Here is a 17,748-nt window from a genome sequence, read left to right on the forward strand (position 1 = left end):
TTAAACATTAGTTGATAGCTCGTAACACTCGGTCATGTTTCGCTCTAGCACTGCATAGACGTCAGAACAAAGTTCTTGTTTAGCGACTTGCTCACCCATAATCGCGGCGATTTGTGCTTGAGCCATTCGTCCGCGGTAGGGACGGTCCTGAGACAGAGCTTGAAAAACATCGGCAACCGCGACAATACGCGATGGTACATCGAGTTCGTCTCCTGTTTTATGATAAGGATAGCCAGAACCGTCCAAACGCTCGTGATGATTAGAGGCCCACTCCGCTATTTTAGCGTTGGGAAACACTTTGTGTAATGCGAGCTGAGTATCAATTGTATGGCGTTTAATACGCGTATACTCTTGTTTATTAAGAGAGCCTTCTTTATGAAGAATCTCATCTGGTGTTTTTAACTTTCCGATATCATGCACCAACCCAGCAATAAATAACATCTCTTGGTCGTGCTCACAGAACCCAAGCTTGATGGCTAGATACCGAGATAACTCCGCCACTTTTTGCGAATGTTGATAAGTAAATGGGCTTTTTGCGTCAACAATTCGAGCGATAAACATGCCCAAACTATTCATATCTTGGATGGTGAGCTGTTTTTGAAGCCAATCAATGCTTTTAAAGTTTAATCCGATGGTTTCTATATTTTCAGACTCCATCGCGAACCAAAATGCGTCGGTCATAACGAGCTTAACCATTGCCTTAGCCATGTCTGGATTAAACAAAGTTCCAGCGTTTGCCATGATGCATTCTGCAATTAGTTCTTCATGAAGTGTGACAATGTCACAGTGGCAGTTCATGACGTATTTGGAACGCATAAAATCGAGACGGTCGGCTAAATAGAGTAGGGCAGCGACCTCTTTTTCAAAAGGCGGTAAATCAAGATATTTTAGTTCACTCCAATGTGTATGGTGGTAAAGAACAGGTGTAGCAAACTGACGCAACAAACGACACTGCTTGAGGCTTCGGTATCCTCTTAAGCAATGTGTTTTTACATCTTGTGGCACCAACTCCTCAAGTAACATTTTATGTTCTTGTGTTTCGGAGACTCCACAATCGTGGATCATCCCTGCGAAGTAGCAAAACTCCGCTTTTTCTGGTTCCCAGTTCATGACCCGAGCACATTGGTAAGCGATGTAAGCGACACGATGGCTATGGTGCGTATCATCAACACCTACATAGTCGAGTGCTCGAGCAACCCAGATAAGTGCTTGTTTCAGATCGACTTCAAAGCCCATGTCCGTATGGGAATGGCAAGAATGATTCATGGTTTATACCGACATTGCTAATTAGCCCACGCTAAACCCAAATCAGAAGGTGATAGGAAAAATTGGGTACGACAGCGAATAGACCCCAAAAAGGTGGGCGTTTAGACATAGTTTTGATTATGGGCGGGATAATAATCCTAGTTGCATAATAATATCACCTGAAGCTCATGGTTAAGAGTCAGATATTTGAACTAAGTATAAGTTTTGAAAGATTATTGTTGCTCTTGTTGACTTATTTGAAAACGACAATAAATCATGATGTAACGCATTCTTATTTTTATTTTTGTAAATCGTGTTCGGGCTCAACCAGAGACACACGGTATTGATGTGTGATTAACAGAATTTATATTGTTGTTCTTGAAGGCAAAAAATAAGAAGACTTCTTCGAGGCTTGCTCTGTAACTAACAGAGTATTAGGTAAAGCAGCTTGTTAACAACATGACAATAGAGCGTCGTTGAAAATATTTTCTCTGTAGCTCATGTTGTTGAGGAAAGATAATAAAATGGTACGGCTTCCCAGCGATGTTAGCCTTTTTGGTGAGATAAGTTTATTGAAAATGTGTGATTGCAAAGTAAGCATAGGTGGTAAAAGTAGCTAGAATGATAGCTCTAAATGAAAAGGATTTCGTATGTTGAAGCATCGTTTATATCGGACTTACACCGCAGGGTTAAAAATAGCAGCCCTTATCCTTCCTATGCCGAGACCAACCTTGTTTTCCGGCCCTGGTTCGATGAATGAGCTATTAGAATCGATGACCGAGCTGGGATTTAAACGCGTTTTGTTAGTTACCGACGAAGGGTTAGTCCAAGTCGGTATTGTAGATAAGGTGCTTGAGGCTGCAGCAAAACTCGATTTACAGTTAGATGTTTTCTCGCAAGTTAAGCCCGATCCTACCTATGATCAGGTAGAGAGCGGTCTAGAGGCTTATCATCGTTTTCATTGTGAGGGCATATTAGCTTTGGGTGGCGGCTCTGCAATGGATTGTGCAAAAGTCATCGCTGCGAAAGTTACCAATAAACGGCCAATAAAAAAATTAGCTGGACTATTGAAGGTATGGCGAATGCCAGCGCCGCTTTTTGCTATTCCAACAACGGCTGGAACCGGAAGTGAAGTTACTATCGCTGCGGTCGTGTCAGATCCCTCCTCACACATTAAAACCCCTTTAATGGATCCAAAGTTGGTGCCACTAATGGCAGCTTTAGATGCGAATTTAATGATTGGTTTACCTCCTAAGATCACGGCTGATACTGGCGTTGATGCATTAACCCATGCTATTGAGGCCTATGTATCGAAAAACGCTACTCAAGAAACGATGGCTTATTCGGTTGCCGCTATTAAACTCATTTTTAAATATCTTCCTAGGGCTGTGATGCAAGGGGATGATGTCGAAGCTCGTCATAAAATGGCTATGGCATCCTATTACGCGGGTTTAGCATTTACCAAAGCGAGTTTGGGTTATGTTCATGCCTTTGCTCACACATTCGGTGCGAGATATGGAATACCTCATGGTATGGCAAACGGATTAGCCTTGTTGCCTGTGCTGCGCTTTTCATTATCAGAGATTGAGCCTCAACTAAGAAAGCTCGATGAGTTGACGGCCGAGGGGCAGTTAGGTAACGCAAGTGCTCAGCATTTTTTGGCGAATCTGGAGTCCTTGTTTTCAACTATTGATATTGAGCAAACCAGTGCGCTCATTCAACGTGAAGATGCTGATGCGCTTGTTGATTTAATTCTGAAAGAGGCGCACTGGAATTACCCTGTTCCCAAGTTCATGAACAGGGAAGAATGCACACAGTTATTGTTAAATATCAGTAAGGTGTAAATTATAGTTTACATGTGTGGTTTTTTATCCTTACACTTTGCTTGATCTTCTGCTAAAGATCCTACAATATCGACGGCAATACAAATATGGTGTTGGTTTCGGTCCGCCGTTGCCCGATCTAATACTGATAATTTCTAATAAAGTGTAAAGATTAATATACAATGAGTCGTTCTAAAGTATTCGGTAGTACGCTAATTATTGCGGGCACTACAATAGGCGCTGGTATGCTAGCGCTTCCACTTGCCTCTGCCGGCATTGGTTTTTCAACTTCTATTATCATCATGCTAGGCTTATGGGCTCTGATGGCTTTCACTGCCTTGCTTATGCTTGAGCTTCATCAACATGCGGAGAGTAGTGCTACACTTCATACTTTGGCGAAACAGATCCTAGGTCAAAAAGGCAAGTGGGTGGCAAGTTTTGCGATGTTGTTTCTTTTCTACTCATTATGTGCAGCGTATATCGCTGGCGGTGGTGCTCAGTTCGGAGACCGCCTTGCACAATGGTTTGACCTCGATATTTCAGGGCCTACATCAACGATAATCTTTACCTTGATTGTGACTTTAGTTGTGACAGTGGGTACCGGTACGGTCGATAAAGTAAACCGAGTTCTGTTCGCGATGAAGCTCATTGCGATGGTTGCGGTGCTTTCTTTTCTTGCTCCAAACGTTACGGAATCTTACTTGTTAAGTATGCCAATCGAACAAGGCCTTGTTGTAGCGGCGATTCCGGTGATCTTTACTTCGTTTGGTTTCCACGGAAGTATACCTGCAATTGTGAATTACTTAGACGGTGACACTTCTTCTTTACGCAAAGCCGTTATTATTGGTTCGACGATTCCACTCGTTATTTATATCTTTTGGCAAATCGTGACGTTGGGTGTGGTTAGCCAAAGTACGCTTGTTGAGAACGGAGGGTTGAGCGCACTGATTGGTCAACTATCTCAGACAGTACACCAATCAAATTTGGGTAGCATTGTTGGTGTGTTTGCTGACTTGGCATTGTTGACATCGTTCCTTGGCGTGAGTTTGGGTCTATTCGAATTTTTGGGTGATACCATCAAAGGAAGTAACGATAAGCCTAATCGTTTGATTGCGGCACTAGTGACGTTTACTCCACCGCTAGGCTTCGCACTTTTCTATCCTCAAGGCTTTATTATGGCTTTGGGCTATGCAGCGATTGCCTTAGCGATTTTAGCCATCTTTTTGCCTTTGGTTATGGTGATCAAGGTTCGTAAATCGGATGATTTTACTGGGGAGTACCGCGTCGCAGGTGGTCAAGGTGCGTTAGTGATAACGGGCATCGCTGGCACTGGCATCGTATTCGCTCAGGTGTTAATTACGCTGGGTGTTCTTCCTGCTCTAGGCTAGTTGTTTAGAACGTTCTTTGAATAACTTCTAGTTACTGAATCCATCGTAATCAATCAGTATTGTTAGGCCAACGAGTTTCGCTCGTTGGCTTTTTTAATCTGGATCAAATTACCGTAAGATATCCGGTGAAAAAATTGGTAGAAATGTGCTTTTATTTCGTACACTTAAGTTGTGGTATATCGATAATTTAAGTGGAGAAAACCGCTCAAAATACCATTGAATTTGCAACACAATGAGCTTTTCTTGTTTCTCTGCTTTGGTGTGGAGGTGAAGCATGGCGCACCGGAGTTTTTACCCGTTTGCAAAACCGCTTAACGAGCAACTGCAAACGCTAAAAGGCAGGATGCAGGCGCACTTGCCATGTATTGATAGGGTGTCATTTGCAAAATATCACCCAGACCAAGATGTGCTCAAATCATTTGCAGAAAGTGAGTTCGACACTTGGTGTTTAGCCCATCACGAATCAGCATTCCGTAAACTCCACCACCTCAATATTGCCTCTAAAAACGCGGTTCCTCGTATCGTCGAAGACCTTCATGATATTAAGCACTGTCCTCGGGTTCAAATTTTACTCAAACACGGATATCAGTCGTCGGCTGCTATTCCTTGTTATGACAATAAAGCTTTTACTGGTTTTGTATTTTTGAACTCCACTCAACGTGATGCGTTTAGTTTAGAAGCGCTGAATGGTCTTAAACCTTATTTCGAAATGATTCGATTTGCGGTTGAATCAGAAACTCAAGTAGTCAATGCGATAGAAACGCTAGCGAACCGAATGCAATGTGTGATGCCAGGATATTCACCTGAGTATTACGCGCATACCAAACGCATGAAGTACTACAGTCAAATTATCGCAACGCAGTTAGCGGATCGTTATCACCTGAATGACGAAATGGTCGAAGATATTGGTATTTTTGCTCAGTTCCATGCGCTCGGTGATAGTCAGCTGCCAGTTGAAATTGCTAGCCGCCGAACAAATTACTCTCAAGAACAAGAGGCGATATTGATTCAACATATTGAGCGTTGTATCGATTCAGCGGATGACATAGTTGCCCGTATCGGAAATCCGGTTCACCCGAGTGTGACTTTGTTTTTGCAGATGGTTACTTATCAGTACGAAAACTTAAATGGCACTGGTTATCCTTATGGTTTAACCAATGATGATATACCAATCGCCGCGCAAATTACGGCTGTCGCGAATGCCTTTGATTTTATGACGACGCACCATCCGTACAGACAAGCGTGGTCCATCCCATACGCATTGTTAGAACTTGAAAAATGGGTATATCAGGGATGGTTATCTCGAGAATGTGTTGATGCTCTGCGAGAGCATCAAGGTTATATAAAGCAAATCATCCACAAATATCCCGAGCACTATACAGGCTTGGGGTTAATGTGAAGAGCAGTAACAAAGTTGAAATGTTGACGAGGAGGAATATTTAAACAATACTGTTTTTATATACAGTAATAAGTTTGGAGGTGAAGTATGTTGTGGGAAACCCTTGAAAGAGTAAACCGCTTACGCCAACAAGCACTTGCAAATCCTGAGTTTGTTGAGTCAGCAAAAGAGCACGAACAAGCACTTCAGGAGCAAGAATACCATTATCAAACTAAGAAAAAGCGTTCAGCCAAAGACAAACAAGGTAAAAAGTCGCTGGCCGATATCTATAAAGAAGTAGAGTTTGGCGCTGACGCTCGTCATTAATGTATTCACTGCGGCATTTTTCATTTCTTCATACGCTGCAGTATTCGTTCAAATTTATGCGAGAGCAGTGGGAGACCGCTGCTCTCGTTGACCTGCCTATAATTTACTAATGAAGTTCAGCAGAGCAAATTATCACTAACACTTAGCAATTCTCTCAATGATCTTGTTGATGTAATGATAATGACAACGGTTTGCATTTGTATCTTTGTTGTTATATAAAACCTCCCTTATTAATCGTTCTGTTGAATAAGAACGGCAAACGTGATCAACGAATGAGAGCTCTGAATAACTGTTATTCGTAAATGGCTATTAGGTGAAGTAGGGATGTTGGAAGCTAAAGCACTCCAGTTTGAGATTGAAGGCAAGTCATTGCTAAAAGCGTTTGATGTGACATTTGAACCCGGAAAAACATACGCTCTTGTTGGACACAATGGTTCAGGAAAATCCACATTGTTAAAGTTGCTGGCACAGCAACAGCCATACACCGCTGGTGACGTGGTTCTGCATGGAACGAGCATTAACGATCTCTCAGCGAAAAAGTTTGCCCAACACATTGCCTACTTGCCTCAGCATCTTCCAGTGACCGACAGTATTTTAGGTCGAGATTTAGTCGGTTTTGGTCGTTATCCATGGCATGGTTTACTTGGACGTTTGAGTAAGAAAGATCACGACATTGTTGAAGAAGCAATGGCGATGACAGGCACACTAAAATACGCAGATCGCTTAGTGGACACGTTATCTGGAGGAGAGCGTCAACGTGTGTGGCTAGCTATGCTGTTAGCCCAAAAAACCGAGTATTTGCTTCTTGATGAGCCTTTGTCTGCGCTAGATATCAGCCATCAAGTCGATATGTTGAAGCTTATCTCTAAACTCAGTCAAGAACTGGGTTTGGGCGTTATTATCGTATTACACGACATCAACTTGGCTGCACGATTTTGCGACTACATCGTTGCATTACATCAAGGTGATTTGATTGCACAAGGCAATGTTGAACAGGTGTTTACTGAACCTAAGTTGAGGGACATATATGGGATAGAGATGATGATCTCTGACCACCCCGCGGGTTATCCGGTGGCGATGCCAAGCTAAAGGTTGGAATAATGAGCAGTACAAACACTCGACTTAAACATTTCTCTTTCGCTCTCTCACTTAGTGCGCTTTTGGTCAGTTCTTTTCAAGCACTAGCTGACGCATCACCTCGGGTGATGTCGGTTGATTGGACACAAACTGAAACGATGTTGGCTTTAGGGGTCGTACCTGTAGGCGTTGCTCAAGGGCAAGATTACGATGCTTGGGTAAAATCGCCACCGTTACCACCTCAAACTAAGGATGTAGGGTTAAGAACTCAACCCAATATAGAGCGTATTTACGAGCTCAGACCTGACCGTATTTTTATTGCCCCGTACTTCTCCTCAATGAAGCATCGCTTAGTCGATATTGCCCCCGTTACCACGATTGACTTATATGAAAGCGGGATTACGGATTGGTCGGTACTTACCAGTTTCACTCGGAGGTTTGGTGAAGAGCTGGGAAGAGAGGCGGAAGCAGAGGCGCTTATCCAACAATATGAAAAACGTTTGTCTTTATTAAAACAGCGTATAAATAAAGGCCAGCCGCCACTTCTAATGATTCAGTTTATGGATACAAAGCACGTACGTGTTTTTGGTCAAAATAGTCTTTACTCCCAGGCTATCGAAAAGATTGGGCTGAGTAATGCATGGAATGAAAAGACGAATAGCTGGGGCTTCAGCCTAGTTGGCATCGACAAGTTAGCTGGCATAAAAGCTCAAATCGTTATCGTAGAGCCATTACCTTATGGTGGAGCGGAGCAGCTCTCTCAAGACCCATTTTGGCAATATGTTGTTCAACAATCTGGTGAAAAGGTCATGCAAGTCGCGCCCGTTTGGAGTTTTGGTTCTATGCCTTCAGCCCTCCGTTTCGCAGAGTTAGTTACGGCGAGTAAGGTCGAGGAGTTAACACAATGAAAACGATGCCTTTAAGCTTTGTGGTGTTACTTTCGGCATTTACCTTTTCTATTGGTGCTTTCCAATTGTACCAAGTAAGCTCATTTTCGTTGGCTCTAAGCAGTTTATGGGAGCCTAACTTTCAATCTATCGATTCTGTTTTACTTCACTTTAGCTGGTGGCCTCGAGTCTTCACCACGATTATATCTGGTGCTGGATTAGCGGTTGCTGGGGTATTGATGCAGCAAGTGCTGCGTAACCCTCTCGCTTCACCCACGACACTTGGTGTGGCGAGCGGTTCAAGTTTTGCTTTGATGTTAGCTACGCTATTCGCACCTTGGATGTTGGATATCGCGCCTAATTTGGTTGCTCTCATCGGCGGTGTGATATCGATGGGGTTGGTGATGCTGTTGTCATGGCGACGAGCGTTATCTCCAACGGTTGTCGTCGTTTCTGGGTTAGTGATAAACCTGTACTTTGCATCATTAAGTACGGTTATTCTGATGATGAATACCGAAAAGCTGAATGGGTTAATGATATGGGGAGCCGGTTCGCTTGTTCAGAGTGGATGGGGAGATTTCTCGTATCTTGCCCCTCGAATCGCACTTGCTACGGTCGTTGCATTTGTGATTGCAAAGCCGTTAAGTCTGTTGGAACTCTCCGAGCAAGGTGCCAAGAGTTTAGGTGTCTCGCTAGCTAAGTTGCGTTTTGTCTGTCTTGGGCTTGCGGTGTTAATCACTTCTTGGGTGGTTTCTGCCGTAGGAATCATCGGTTTCATCGGGTTAGCGGCGCCAGCGATTACTCGATTGATAGGTATCAATAAAATCCAGCATAAGCTTTGGGTATCAATGCTGATTGGTGCCATGTTATTGACTTTAACCGATTTGGTTATTCAGCAACTGCCGGGGCTAATGGCGAGTTTTATACCAACGGGAGCAGCAACCGCTGCACTGGGCGCTCCGCTACTGTTATGGCTGTTACCTCGCTTATCACAAAAGACGCAGAGCCATACTCAAACAGTGTTAACTCGACACCGTCAACATGTTTACAGGCTAAACCCTAAAGCGATCTCATTGGCGTTGATCGGCACGTTAATTTCTGTTGTTCTTTTTGCCACGGTTGCTGTGCAAAATGAAGGGTGGACAAATTTATTTGCTAGCCAAAATTGGATTTTTTTGGAATGGCGCGCACCTAGATTATTTGCAGCAGCAATTGCGGGGGCAATGTTAGCGATTGCTGGAACCATGATTCAACGCCTAAGTGGAAACCCAATGGCAAGTCCTGAAGTGATCGGTATCAGTTCAGGGACAGCGATGGGATTGATCATCGCGATGTTTACTGGGTTTGGTTCGTCAATTTTCACTCTTTCTCTAGGCGGGCTCGTAGGCGCATTAGCGACGGTATTAGTCATTGTGCTGCTAAACCGTAAGTCAGGCTTTCAGCCGGAGCGTATTTTGTTGACTGGTATTGCAATAACCGCACTGATGAATGCAATACAGAGCTTTATTCTAGCCACTGGTGACCCAAGAAGTTATCAAGCATTGGCTTGGTTGTCTGGGTCTACCTACTATGTTTCGGTTGAAACGTTACTCCCATTGTCTTTATCTGCGCTTGTCTTTATAGGGTTGAGTTTTCTCTGCGTAAGATGGCTAGATATTCTTCCTGTCGGTGCCGCTTCCTCTAAAGCACTTGGAATTCGAGTTGATCGTTCACGCGCAATACTGCTTCTTTTAGTTGCTTGTCTCACGGTCAGTGCGACATTGGTTGTTGGCCCGATTAGCTTTGTTGGGTTGTTGGCTCCGCATTTAGCTCGCTTATTTGGTTTTAACAAAGCGTCACAACACATGTTATGCGCCGCGATACTGGGGGCAGGGGTGATGTTGTTGGCTGATTGGTTGGGACGACAGATCCTTTACCCGCAAGAAATACCAACAGGGCTTATGGCGTCTCTCATTGGCGGTTTGTATTTAATGTGGGGTTTACGCCGCTTATAGAAATGAGCTAAGCCTCAACCAAGAAAGTACTTATACAAATAAGCACTCGTAGTGGCATTCGTAACCTATGCGAGTGCTTTATGCAAAACCTCTGGTTTGTCTTTTACGGAAACAACTGGCGATGCCGTAACTCGCTTTTCTTTCAGCGGTCGCTGAAGTCATGAAGGGTTGGTTTGGCTGCCGACAAAAAGGAGAGAATATGACTCGGCAGTTTATGCTGACACCAACGTCGATGGCGGTTGTATTAGCTGTATCAACGCCAAATGTCTTGGCTCAGGAAGATGAAAATATAGTTGTGATTGGACAGCAGCAAGACAGTGCAGTTGGTCCAGATTTTAGTTATCTCGGAGCGAAGAGTCGGGCAGCGACGAAAACTGATATTGCTATCAATGAGACTCCAAGAGCGGTGTCTGTTGTTACGCGAGAGCAAATGGATGATCGTGCCTCTATTAGCATTTCTGACGCACTACAGTACACACCAAGCATTCAAACTAATTATTTCGGCGAAGATAACAAGCAAGATTGGTTTATTATTCGTGGTTTTAAACAGGCGAACAGTGGGTTGTATCAAGATGGTACCCGTTTATATTCTTCTGGCTTCTATAGTTGGCAAATAGATCCGTTTGCGTTAGAGAGGGTTGAAGTTTTACGTGGTGCAGCGTCTGTTCTTTATGGGCAAAACCCTCCTGGTGGGGTCATCAATGTTGTCAGTAAGCGACCTCAATTTGATGGGGGGTCAGGACTTGTATCTTTGGAGTACGGTTCTGAAGACCGTAAACAACTTTCTCTTGACGTAAACTCTGAGGTGAGTGAGCAGCTAGCTTTCCGCTTTCAAGGGTTAGCGAGAAAAAATGGGACGAGAATTAGTGGGGTAGAAGCAGAGCGCATTCTTCTCTCTCCATCGATGACGTACAAATTTAATGAGGCGTCTGAAATTACCTTTCTAACGAGCTATCAAAAAGACGACTCAGATCCTTATCTGCAATTTTTGCCAGTTGAAGGAACGTTAACGCCAAACAAAAATGGAAAGATCAGTGATAGTTTAGCGATAGGCAATCCTAACTGGGAGACGTTTGAGCGTGAGCAGGTGTCTTTAGGCTATGAGTTTTCTCATGCATTTAATGATACCACTTCATTTGTTCAAGCAGCTCGTTACAGCGAAATGGATGTTAAGCTAAGACAAATGTATTCGTACGTTTACTCGGCTGACGTGCCTGCGTTGGGGCCGGCTTTGGACCCATCAAATGAACGCAAAACCATACTTCGGGGTGCTTCAACAGAAGATGGGTCATCTGATGCTTTTAATATCGATAATCGTTTGATGCACCAAGTAAATTGGGGAAGTGTTGAGCATAACTTGATGTTGGGCATAGATTTTCAAATGATCAGTATCGATGGTAAAGATTTTGCCAATGACCCTATAGTTGCTAATGGTAATGCATTATTAAACACACCAATGGGAGCTTTGCCCGATCCTAGGTTTAATGTATTTAATCCTACTTATTCGGATAACATAATGTTACTCGATCCGAATACGCTACAACCATTGAGCGAAACCGATAAGCAAAGAACGAAAATCGATAATCAGCAGCTCGGCGTCTACTTTCAAGATCATATGCTGATCAACGATAAATGGGCGATGTTATTGGGCGCACGTTACGACGATACAAGTAATGAAGTACATAATGTTACCACGGGTGCTCGCACGAAAGTCGATAATGGAGAGTGGACGTTTAGCGTGGGAACGGCTTATATTTCTGATTCTGGCTTCACGCCATACTTTAGTTACTCTCAGTACTTTGATCCAATTATTCAAGAAGACAGCAATGGTAAGCCAGCGAAGCCTGAAAGCGGTGATCAATTTGAAATCGGTATGAAATACCAACCGGATTCATTTGATGGTTATTTCAATATTGCAACGTATCGGGCAACAAAAGAAAACTTGGCTCGTATCTACTTGAGTGAATTAACGCAAATAGGAAAAATAGAAAATAACGGCGTTGAGTTTGAAGCTGTAGCTAATGTGACACCATCCTTAACATTGATCGGGAACATTGCGTACGTTGATGCAGAGATAAAAGAAGACATCAATAAGGCATGGGTTGGCAAAACACCTTCCCAAGTGGCTAATACCGTATCATCAGCTTGGGCACATTATCGTTTCTTTGATGGACCTCTTGATGGCTTTGCTGTTGGCTTAGGCGCGCGCTATACAGGTGAGTCATACGGAGACAATGAAGAGAGACTAAAAGTACCAAGTTATTTCTTAATGGATGCGACGGTCAGTTATCGAATCGGCGACTACAAGTTACAAGTCGCAGCTAAAAACATCGCGGATAAAAAGTACATAGCGACATGTGATGGCTTTTGTTGGTATGGCGACCGACAAAATGTTATTGCAAGTTTAACTTACGACTGGTGAGTTAACGTATAAATAAACACCCCTAACTTTAGGGGTGTTTATTTAGAAATCGGCTTTACGGACAAAGTGCGGGTTTTTGTACTTTTTCTGCGGGCCAAACGATGATACGACAAGTTTGTTCCATAATGTTTTGTCAAACTCACCCTTTGGAATCGAAGGGTAGAGGGTTTCCTCTTCTTCTCTTGCAAAGTTCATATATTGTTTCTTTTTAATTTGATTGTACTTTTTGGCGATCTGGTTATGTTTTCTTACCCACTCCAGCTTGTAATTGTGGAGCACTTTTTCACCATCTTCGAGACTCATCCGAGATAGGAACAGTCGCTTGTATGAGACCTTTCTGTCCAGCATTGTGCGCATAACGGTTTGGATATATTTACCGTGATGCGTAATGGTAATGTCGTTTTCATCAATAGGAGTGACACACCAGCCTTTAGGTAAAAAGTCTGGCTTCTTAAATTGCTTATTACGCTCCATTAGCGCCTGATGTAAAACTAAATCAGAGGTGCCGCGGAACGTCTTTTGCCATTTACCGATACGAATTTGAATCGAACCAGGCAAGCGATAGATGTTAGTAAACTTATCTTTGTCCATGGACTTGTGTCATGAGATTAATGTGCATAATTAGAAAGCGGAATTCAGCCCAATGCCACAGGCAGTAGACTTAAGTACCGTACGATTTTACAACGACCTTGCGTGATATAGCGAGGGGTTATGTCAATAATAGGTAAGAAATAGAAAATTAGTTCACATTATGAAGAAATTGGAAGCTAACAAGGTTAAATTTTGAAGTTACACGAATTATGCCCAGGCCGACTAAATAAAAAGAAGGCACGGGCATAAAATCACACCGCTTCTTCGAGTTGCTTGGTGTCTTCTTCAATCTGTTGTAGATGTCGGTTTGCTTGCTGTAACTGATACATTTGAGCATAACGACCATTTTGCGTTAAGAGTGCTTTGTGTGTGCCTTTTTCGACTAACTCCCCATGATGAAGAACAATGATTTGGTCTGCATCTAGGATAGTTGAAAGCCGATGAGCAATAACAACGAGCGTCATGTCTTGTCTGAGTACCGCCAAGCTCTTTTGGATTAAAGCCTCTGTTCCTGAGTCAATATTTGCGGTTGCTTCATCTAATATCAATATCTTAGGTTTTACCACAAGCACACGTGCTAACGCCAAAAGCTGTTTCTGACCCGCAGATAAATTAGTTTCGCCTTGACCTAACTGCGTGTCTAGTCCGTTAGGGTAACGATGAATTTGTTCTGCCAAACCTATCTTGTCTAACGCATCCCATATTTGATTGTCATCAACCGCCCGACTGAGAGAGATGTTTTCTCTGACTGAAGCAGGGAGAATATGTGGATCTTGTTGGACCATTGCCACATCTTTGCGAAGTACGTCTTTCCCTAATGTTTTAAGTGGACGACCATCTATGAGCAGTTCACCACATTGCGTTGGATAAAAGCCCATTAACAGTGACGCTAATGTGCTTTTACCGCTTCCTGTATGCCCGACAAGCGCGATAAAGTCTTGGTGGTTGGCCTTCAACGAAATGTCTTTTAATACGTCCTGTTTACCATCGTAGCTAAATGTGAGGTCTTTAAGTTCGATAGCACCTGACCTTAATGGTTGATGATCGTCCCCGTAAGTTTGTTCTTTCGCATCAATCAATTCAAAAACACGTTCGCTTGATACTAACGCCTGCTGAAGTAGAGCAAGTTGCTGAGTCATCTCAATTAGTGGTTCAGTAACTCGCGCAAGATAACTGATAAATGCATACAGTACCCCCACACCAATCAACTCAATACCATTAAAACCAAAGATCGCAACCAAGCAAAGCAACGCAAGACCAGCGAGCAAGTCCATTAATGGTCTTAGCAGATAGCCGTTTAGCCGAATCACTCGTTTAGATGCCACCAGATGCTCTGCGGTTAGCTCGTTGAACTGTTTATTAAAACGCTCTTCTTGTTGCATTAATTGAATGACACTCATCCCTTGAATGGATTCACTTAGATTCGCATTTATATCGGTCAATAGGTCACGCATCTTTCGGTAGCTTTCTGTACTTAGTTGCTTAAACAAGTACATAAAGCCGATGACGATCGGCAGCAATGCAAGCACAACGAGTGTGAGCTTCCAACTCATGAAAAACATAACGCCAAGCATTACGACAATCATGACCACGTTTTTCACCACGGTCGCGATCAAAAGCTCATAAAATTGCTGTAAAGATTCCGTATCGTTGGTGATTCGCGACACCAATTTTCCAGCAGGAGTGTAATCAAACGCAGATAACGGCTGCTTAATCACGCCAGAAAATACTTGCTTACGAATCGCTTTGATCGTGTTAGCCGCGACAATGCTAAATTGCAATGACTGAAAATACTGGAATGTTGCCGATACGATCTGAAGAGCGATATAACCTACTGCTAGCGAAATCAGAACATTTTGTGAATAGTCACCTTTAGCGATGTGCTCATCAATGAAATATTGAATCAACCAAGGGCCGCCGGCGCTAGCTAACGCTGCAATAAACAGCAAGGCGAGTCCTTTAGTCATTGGCTTTGGTTGAGATAATGGGTAAGACATTAACCGTTTAAACGTGCTGGTCTGGTTCATTCATTATTCCTCCATCGCCTGTTCTAGTTTTTGGTACTCGAACATTTCGGCGTACCATCCCTGATGCGCTAATAAAGCGCTATGTTGCCCACGTTCAGTAATGTGGCCGTGATTCAAGACAATGATCTCGTCTGCTGCTTCCAATGCGGTGAGGCGGTGTGCAATAACGATTAGGGCTTGATCACGGTAGTGTGTTTCCAAATTCTTAAGGATTTGATGTTCGGTCCGTCCATCAACAGCGGAAAGTGCATCGTCCAAAACCAACACTTGGGCATTCAGCAGCATAGCGCGTGCTATCGCAATACGTTGTTTTTGCCCGCCGGAGAGTGTAATGCCTTTTTCACCAACTTCTGTTTGGTAGCCTTCAGGAAACTTCTCAATATCGTCATGTATACAGGCTAACTTTGCTGCTCTATAGACTTCTTCTTTCTCTGCATTAGGGTTGCCTAAGGCAATATTGTCGAAGATAGATTTGGAGAATAGAAACGGACTTTGGTTAACGACAGCAAAGCGGTTTCGCCACTGTGGAAGTAGGGCATCCTTGATCTCGACATCACCGAATTTAATTGAGCCGTTTTCTAAATCATGTTGACGCAAAAGTAGTGTTAACAGGGTCGATTTTCCGCTTCCTACCGGCCCTGCAACTCCCAACATTTTTCCGGGTTCCAGTTCGATGTTTACTTCCGTCAAAGCGGGCGGTAAATCACTAGACCAATGGAAATCGTCGATATCAATTTTTAACGGAAGTGGTTTATTTTCTATTGGCTTATTGCCACTGATAATTTCTGGCTTTTCATCAAAGATCTCTTGTAATCGGTTCCATGCAGCAGAGCCTCTTTCTAAAATGTTAAATAGGAATGCGAATGCCAGCATCGGCCATATCATCAACCCTAAATACATCGTAAATGCGGTCAGATCACCAAGCGTGATCTCACCTTTATCAACAAGGTAAGCACCAGCAGCGACACTAAGAAGGAAAGAAAGACCGATGGTTAACTGAATTGCCGGGTCAAATCTAGCATCGACTCTTGCGACAGCGATGTTCTTTTCGCCAGTATCATCCACAACCTCTTCAAAACGTTGCTGCTCTTGGTTTTCTAATCCGAAAGCACGCAGCATTCGCACGCCATTAAGTGACTCTTGTGTCATGTCTGACATGGTAGAAAAGGCTTCCTGAGCGACACGAAAGCGTTGATGTAGGATACGCACAATAAAGAAGATGATGATGGCAAGAAATGGCATTGGAAGAAGCGCCATTACGGTGAGCTTCCAGCTTACTTGCGTTACCATAATGATTAAAACCGCAATACCAGTGATCAAAGAGTCTGCGGCGGTTAAAACCCCTTCGCCGGCTGTCATAACGATATTACGCACATCATTAGTGCCACGAGCCATCAGATCCCCCGTCTTGTAACGTTCAAAAAAACGAGGTGGCTGTGTCGATAAATGCCTATATAGACGGTTACGTAGAATGGTCCCGAGCTCCCAGCTTGCGCCGAAAAGCCAAATTCGCCATAAGATGCGACACCCATAAATGGTAAAGATCAGTACAGTTAACCCTGAGAGCCATAGAATCAGCGTATTTGTATCTAAAGTGTTGTCTACGACGCCATCAACGATGATGCCAACTGCTTTGGGCGGAACAAGCTGTAGTGCTGATATCACAGCGAAAAGCAGAATGGATCCGACATAGTGCCTCCACTTTTGTTGGAAATACCAACGTAGCTGCCAGAATATTCTCATTACGCCTCCCGCTTTAAATTATTGAATTTGTTATAGAACTATTATTGAGCGAAATGATGAGTTTACAAGCACAAGTTATAGGCGGGTTTAAAAACGATAGATTGTTTCAATTATAGCCATGTGTCGGCGCAAATTACTGGTTTTATCTCTATGAGCTAACTGTGCGACGACATTATGTGAAATAGTTGTTAATGGTGGTTTTGGAGCCATGACCTTGCAATAACGATGAAGACACCAAAAGTAAAAGTGTTACTGCCACTCTATATGGGAATTAGCAATCGTCAGTTTGTATTTTGTATTTCACTTGGCCACCAGGAGTTTCTGGGTAGTAAACTTCGACATAACACATATGTTCTGGACCAACAGGCTTGTTTGCAAAACCAATAAGGAAGTAGGGCTCGTCTGGGCTATCTACCCCATACCAAGTGTTAATAGTGAGTTGCGGATCAAAGCCTGCTAGCTCTTTTGCTGGAATAACATTTTTGATAAATCCAAAGTAACCAATTAGGTCGTTATGGCCGTCATTATCTAGATCAATGTTATATTGTATGCCGCCATCTACTGTCTCTTGAGATTGAATCACTGCTTTGGTGTAGACAAAGTTGTTGGCGGTCATGAGTGCTTCTCTGGCTCCATATAGAACCGCCACTCTGGCATCTTTTTGTAAGCCAAGAAATTTAGGAAATGCAACGACGCTTATAATACCAAGAATGATGATGCACACAATGAGTTCAATAAGAGTAAATCCTTGAGAGCGACGCACAGCCTTTCTCCATGTTTTAGAAACGAATAGGCGACTATTCTGATATAGAAACTTTCAGGTCAAGTATTAAAAAAGAATGATAG

Annotated in this window: 13 protein-coding genes; 8 read left to right on the top strand and 5 right to left on the bottom strand. The window is 43.2% G+C overall.

All coding sequences use genetic code 11. The features are described from left to right. On the bottom strand, window positions 1-1,266 hold the full coding sequence (locus R7H07_RS05325; RefSeq protein ID WP_025766702.1) for an HD domain-containing phosphohydrolase: 1,266 nt from the start codon (window positions 1,264-1,266) through the stop codon (window positions 1-3). A gap of 629 nt (window positions 1,267-1,895) precedes the next feature. On the opposite strand from R7H07_RS05325, the gene R7H07_RS05330 reads away from it, so the two are divergent. From R7H07_RS05330 to R7H07_RS05365, 8 genes are all read left to right on the top strand, one after another. Next, window positions 1,896-3,089 (top strand): iron-containing alcohol dehydrogenase, encoded by a 1,194-nt coding sequence (locus R7H07_RS05330; RefSeq protein WP_206959201.1) that lies wholly within the window; start codon window positions 1,896-1,898, stop codon window positions 3,087-3,089. A gap of 161 nt (window positions 3,090-3,250) precedes the next feature. After that, a complete protein-coding gene (locus R7H07_RS05335; RefSeq protein ID WP_033905238.1) occupies window positions 3,251-4,456 on the top strand; it encodes an aromatic amino acid transport family protein in 1,206 nt (401 codons plus the stop codon). Between the two features lie 274 nt (window positions 4,457-4,730). After that, window positions 4,731-5,855, top strand: coding sequence for an HD-GYP domain-containing protein (locus tag R7H07_RS05340; protein WP_206959203.1), 1,125 nt, complete (start codon window positions 4,731-4,733; stop codon window positions 5,853-5,855). Between the two features lie 87 nt (window positions 5,856-5,942). Beyond that, complete coding sequence (locus tag R7H07_RS05345; RefSeq protein ID WP_005377723.1) at window positions 5,943-6,161, top strand: hypothetical protein; 219 nt, start codon at window positions 5,943-5,945, stop codon at window positions 6,159-6,161. A gap of 324 nt (window positions 6,162-6,485) precedes the next feature. Then, entirely contained in the window at window positions 6,486-7,250 is a 765-nt protein-coding gene (locus R7H07_RS05350) for an ABC transporter ATP-binding protein (protein WP_005377721.1), read from the top strand. 11 nt (window positions 7,251-7,261) lie between these two features. Beyond that, the gene (locus R7H07_RS05355) at window positions 7,262-8,146 is read left to right on the top strand and encodes an iron-siderophore ABC transporter substrate-binding protein (protein WP_005377718.1); all 885 of its coding nucleotides are present in this window, start codon (window positions 7,262-7,264) and stop codon (window positions 8,144-8,146) included. Next, complete coding sequence (gene fhuB, locus R7H07_RS05360; protein WP_065274502.1) at window positions 8,143-10,119, top strand: Fe(3+)-hydroxamate ABC transporter permease FhuB; 1,977 nt, start codon at window positions 8,143-8,145, stop codon at window positions 10,117-10,119. The genes R7H07_RS05355 and fhuB overlap by 4 nt, the downstream gene beginning before the upstream one ends. Window positions 10,120-10,318: 199 nt before the next feature. Next, window positions 10,319-12,541: a TonB-dependent siderophore receptor gene (locus R7H07_RS05365; protein ID WP_206959205.1), complete on the top strand. Its 2,223-nt coding sequence runs from the start codon at window positions 10,319-10,321 to the stop codon at window positions 12,539-12,541. A gap of 42 nt (window positions 12,542-12,583) precedes the next feature. Here the strand turns inward: R7H07_RS05365 and R7H07_RS05370 are convergent, their stop codons facing one another. From R7H07_RS05370 to R7H07_RS05385, 4 genes are all read right to left on the bottom strand, one after another. Further along, a complete protein-coding gene (locus R7H07_RS05370; RefSeq protein ID WP_005377712.1) occupies window positions 12,584-13,132 on the bottom strand; it encodes a hypothetical protein in 549 nt (182 codons plus the stop codon). Between the two features lie 251 nt (window positions 13,133-13,383). Further along, complete coding sequence (locus tag R7H07_RS05375) at window positions 13,384-15,159, bottom strand: ABC transporter transmembrane domain-containing protein (protein WP_065274504.1); 1,776 nt, start codon at window positions 15,157-15,159, stop codon at window positions 13,384-13,386. Between the two features lie 3 nt (window positions 15,160-15,162). Then, complete coding sequence (locus R7H07_RS05380) at window positions 15,163-16,902, bottom strand: ABC transporter transmembrane domain-containing protein (RefSeq protein ID WP_065274505.1); 1,740 nt, start codon at window positions 16,900-16,902, stop codon at window positions 15,163-15,165. Window positions 16,903-17,173: 271 nt separating this feature from the next. Next, entirely contained in the window at window positions 17,174-17,665 is a 492-nt protein-coding gene (locus tag R7H07_RS05385; protein ID WP_065274506.1) for a prepilin-type N-terminal cleavage/methylation domain-containing protein, read from the bottom strand. Between the last annotated feature and the right edge of the window lie 83 nt (window positions 17,666-17,748).

The organism is Vibrio sp. Vb1127 (assembly GCF_033338735.1).
GTDB classification, from domain to species: domain Bacteria; phylum Pseudomonadota; class Gammaproteobacteria; order Enterobacterales; family Vibrionaceae; genus Vibrio; species Vibrio alginolyticus.

What these genes read in the sequence shown, in the direction of transcription:
- R7H07_RS05340 (WP_206959203.1), top strand. Translation starts at nt 4,731, where the DNA reads ATGGCGCACCGGAGTTTTTACCCGTTTGCAAAACCGCTTAACGAGCAA.
- R7H07_RS05345 (WP_005377723.1), top strand. Translation starts at nt 5,943, where the DNA reads ATGTTGTGGGAAACCCTTGAAAGAGTAAACCGCTTACGCCAACAAGCA.
- R7H07_RS05330 (WP_206959201.1), top strand. Translation starts at nt 1,896, where the DNA reads ATGTTGAAGCATCGTTTATATCGGACTTACACCGCAGGGTTAAAAATA.
- R7H07_RS05335 (WP_033905238.1), top strand. Translation starts at nt 3,251, where the DNA reads ATGAGTCGTTCTAAAGTATTCGGTAGTACGCTAATTATTGCGGGCACT.
- R7H07_RS05355 (WP_005377718.1), top strand. Translation starts at nt 7,262, where the DNA reads ATGAGCAGTACAAACACTCGACTTAAACATTTCTCTTTCGCTCTCTCA.
- R7H07_RS05325 (WP_025766702.1), bottom strand. Translation starts at nt 1,266, where the DNA reads ATGAATCATTCTTGCCATTCCCATACGGACATGGGCTTTGAAGTCGAT.
- fhuB (WP_065274502.1), top strand. Translation starts at nt 8,143, where the DNA reads ATGAAAACGATGCCTTTAAGCTTTGTGGTGTTACTTTCGGCATTTACC.
- R7H07_RS05370 (WP_005377712.1), bottom strand. Translation starts at nt 13,132, where the DNA reads ATGGACAAAGATAAGTTTACTAACATCTATCGCTTGCCTGGTTCGATT.
- R7H07_RS05380 (WP_065274505.1), bottom strand. Translation starts at nt 16,902, where the DNA reads ATGAGAATATTCTGGCAGCTACGTTGGTATTTCCAACAAAAGTGGAGG.
- R7H07_RS05350 (WP_005377721.1), top strand. Translation starts at nt 6,486, where the DNA reads ATGTTGGAAGCTAAAGCACTCCAGTTTGAGATTGAAGGCAAGTCATTG.
- R7H07_RS05365 (WP_206959205.1), top strand. Translation starts at nt 10,319, where the DNA reads ATGACTCGGCAGTTTATGCTGACACCAACGTCGATGGCGGTTGTATTA.
- R7H07_RS05375 (WP_065274504.1), bottom strand. Translation starts at nt 15,159, where the DNA reads ATGAACCAGACCAGCACGTTTAAACGGTTAATGTCTTACCCATTATCT.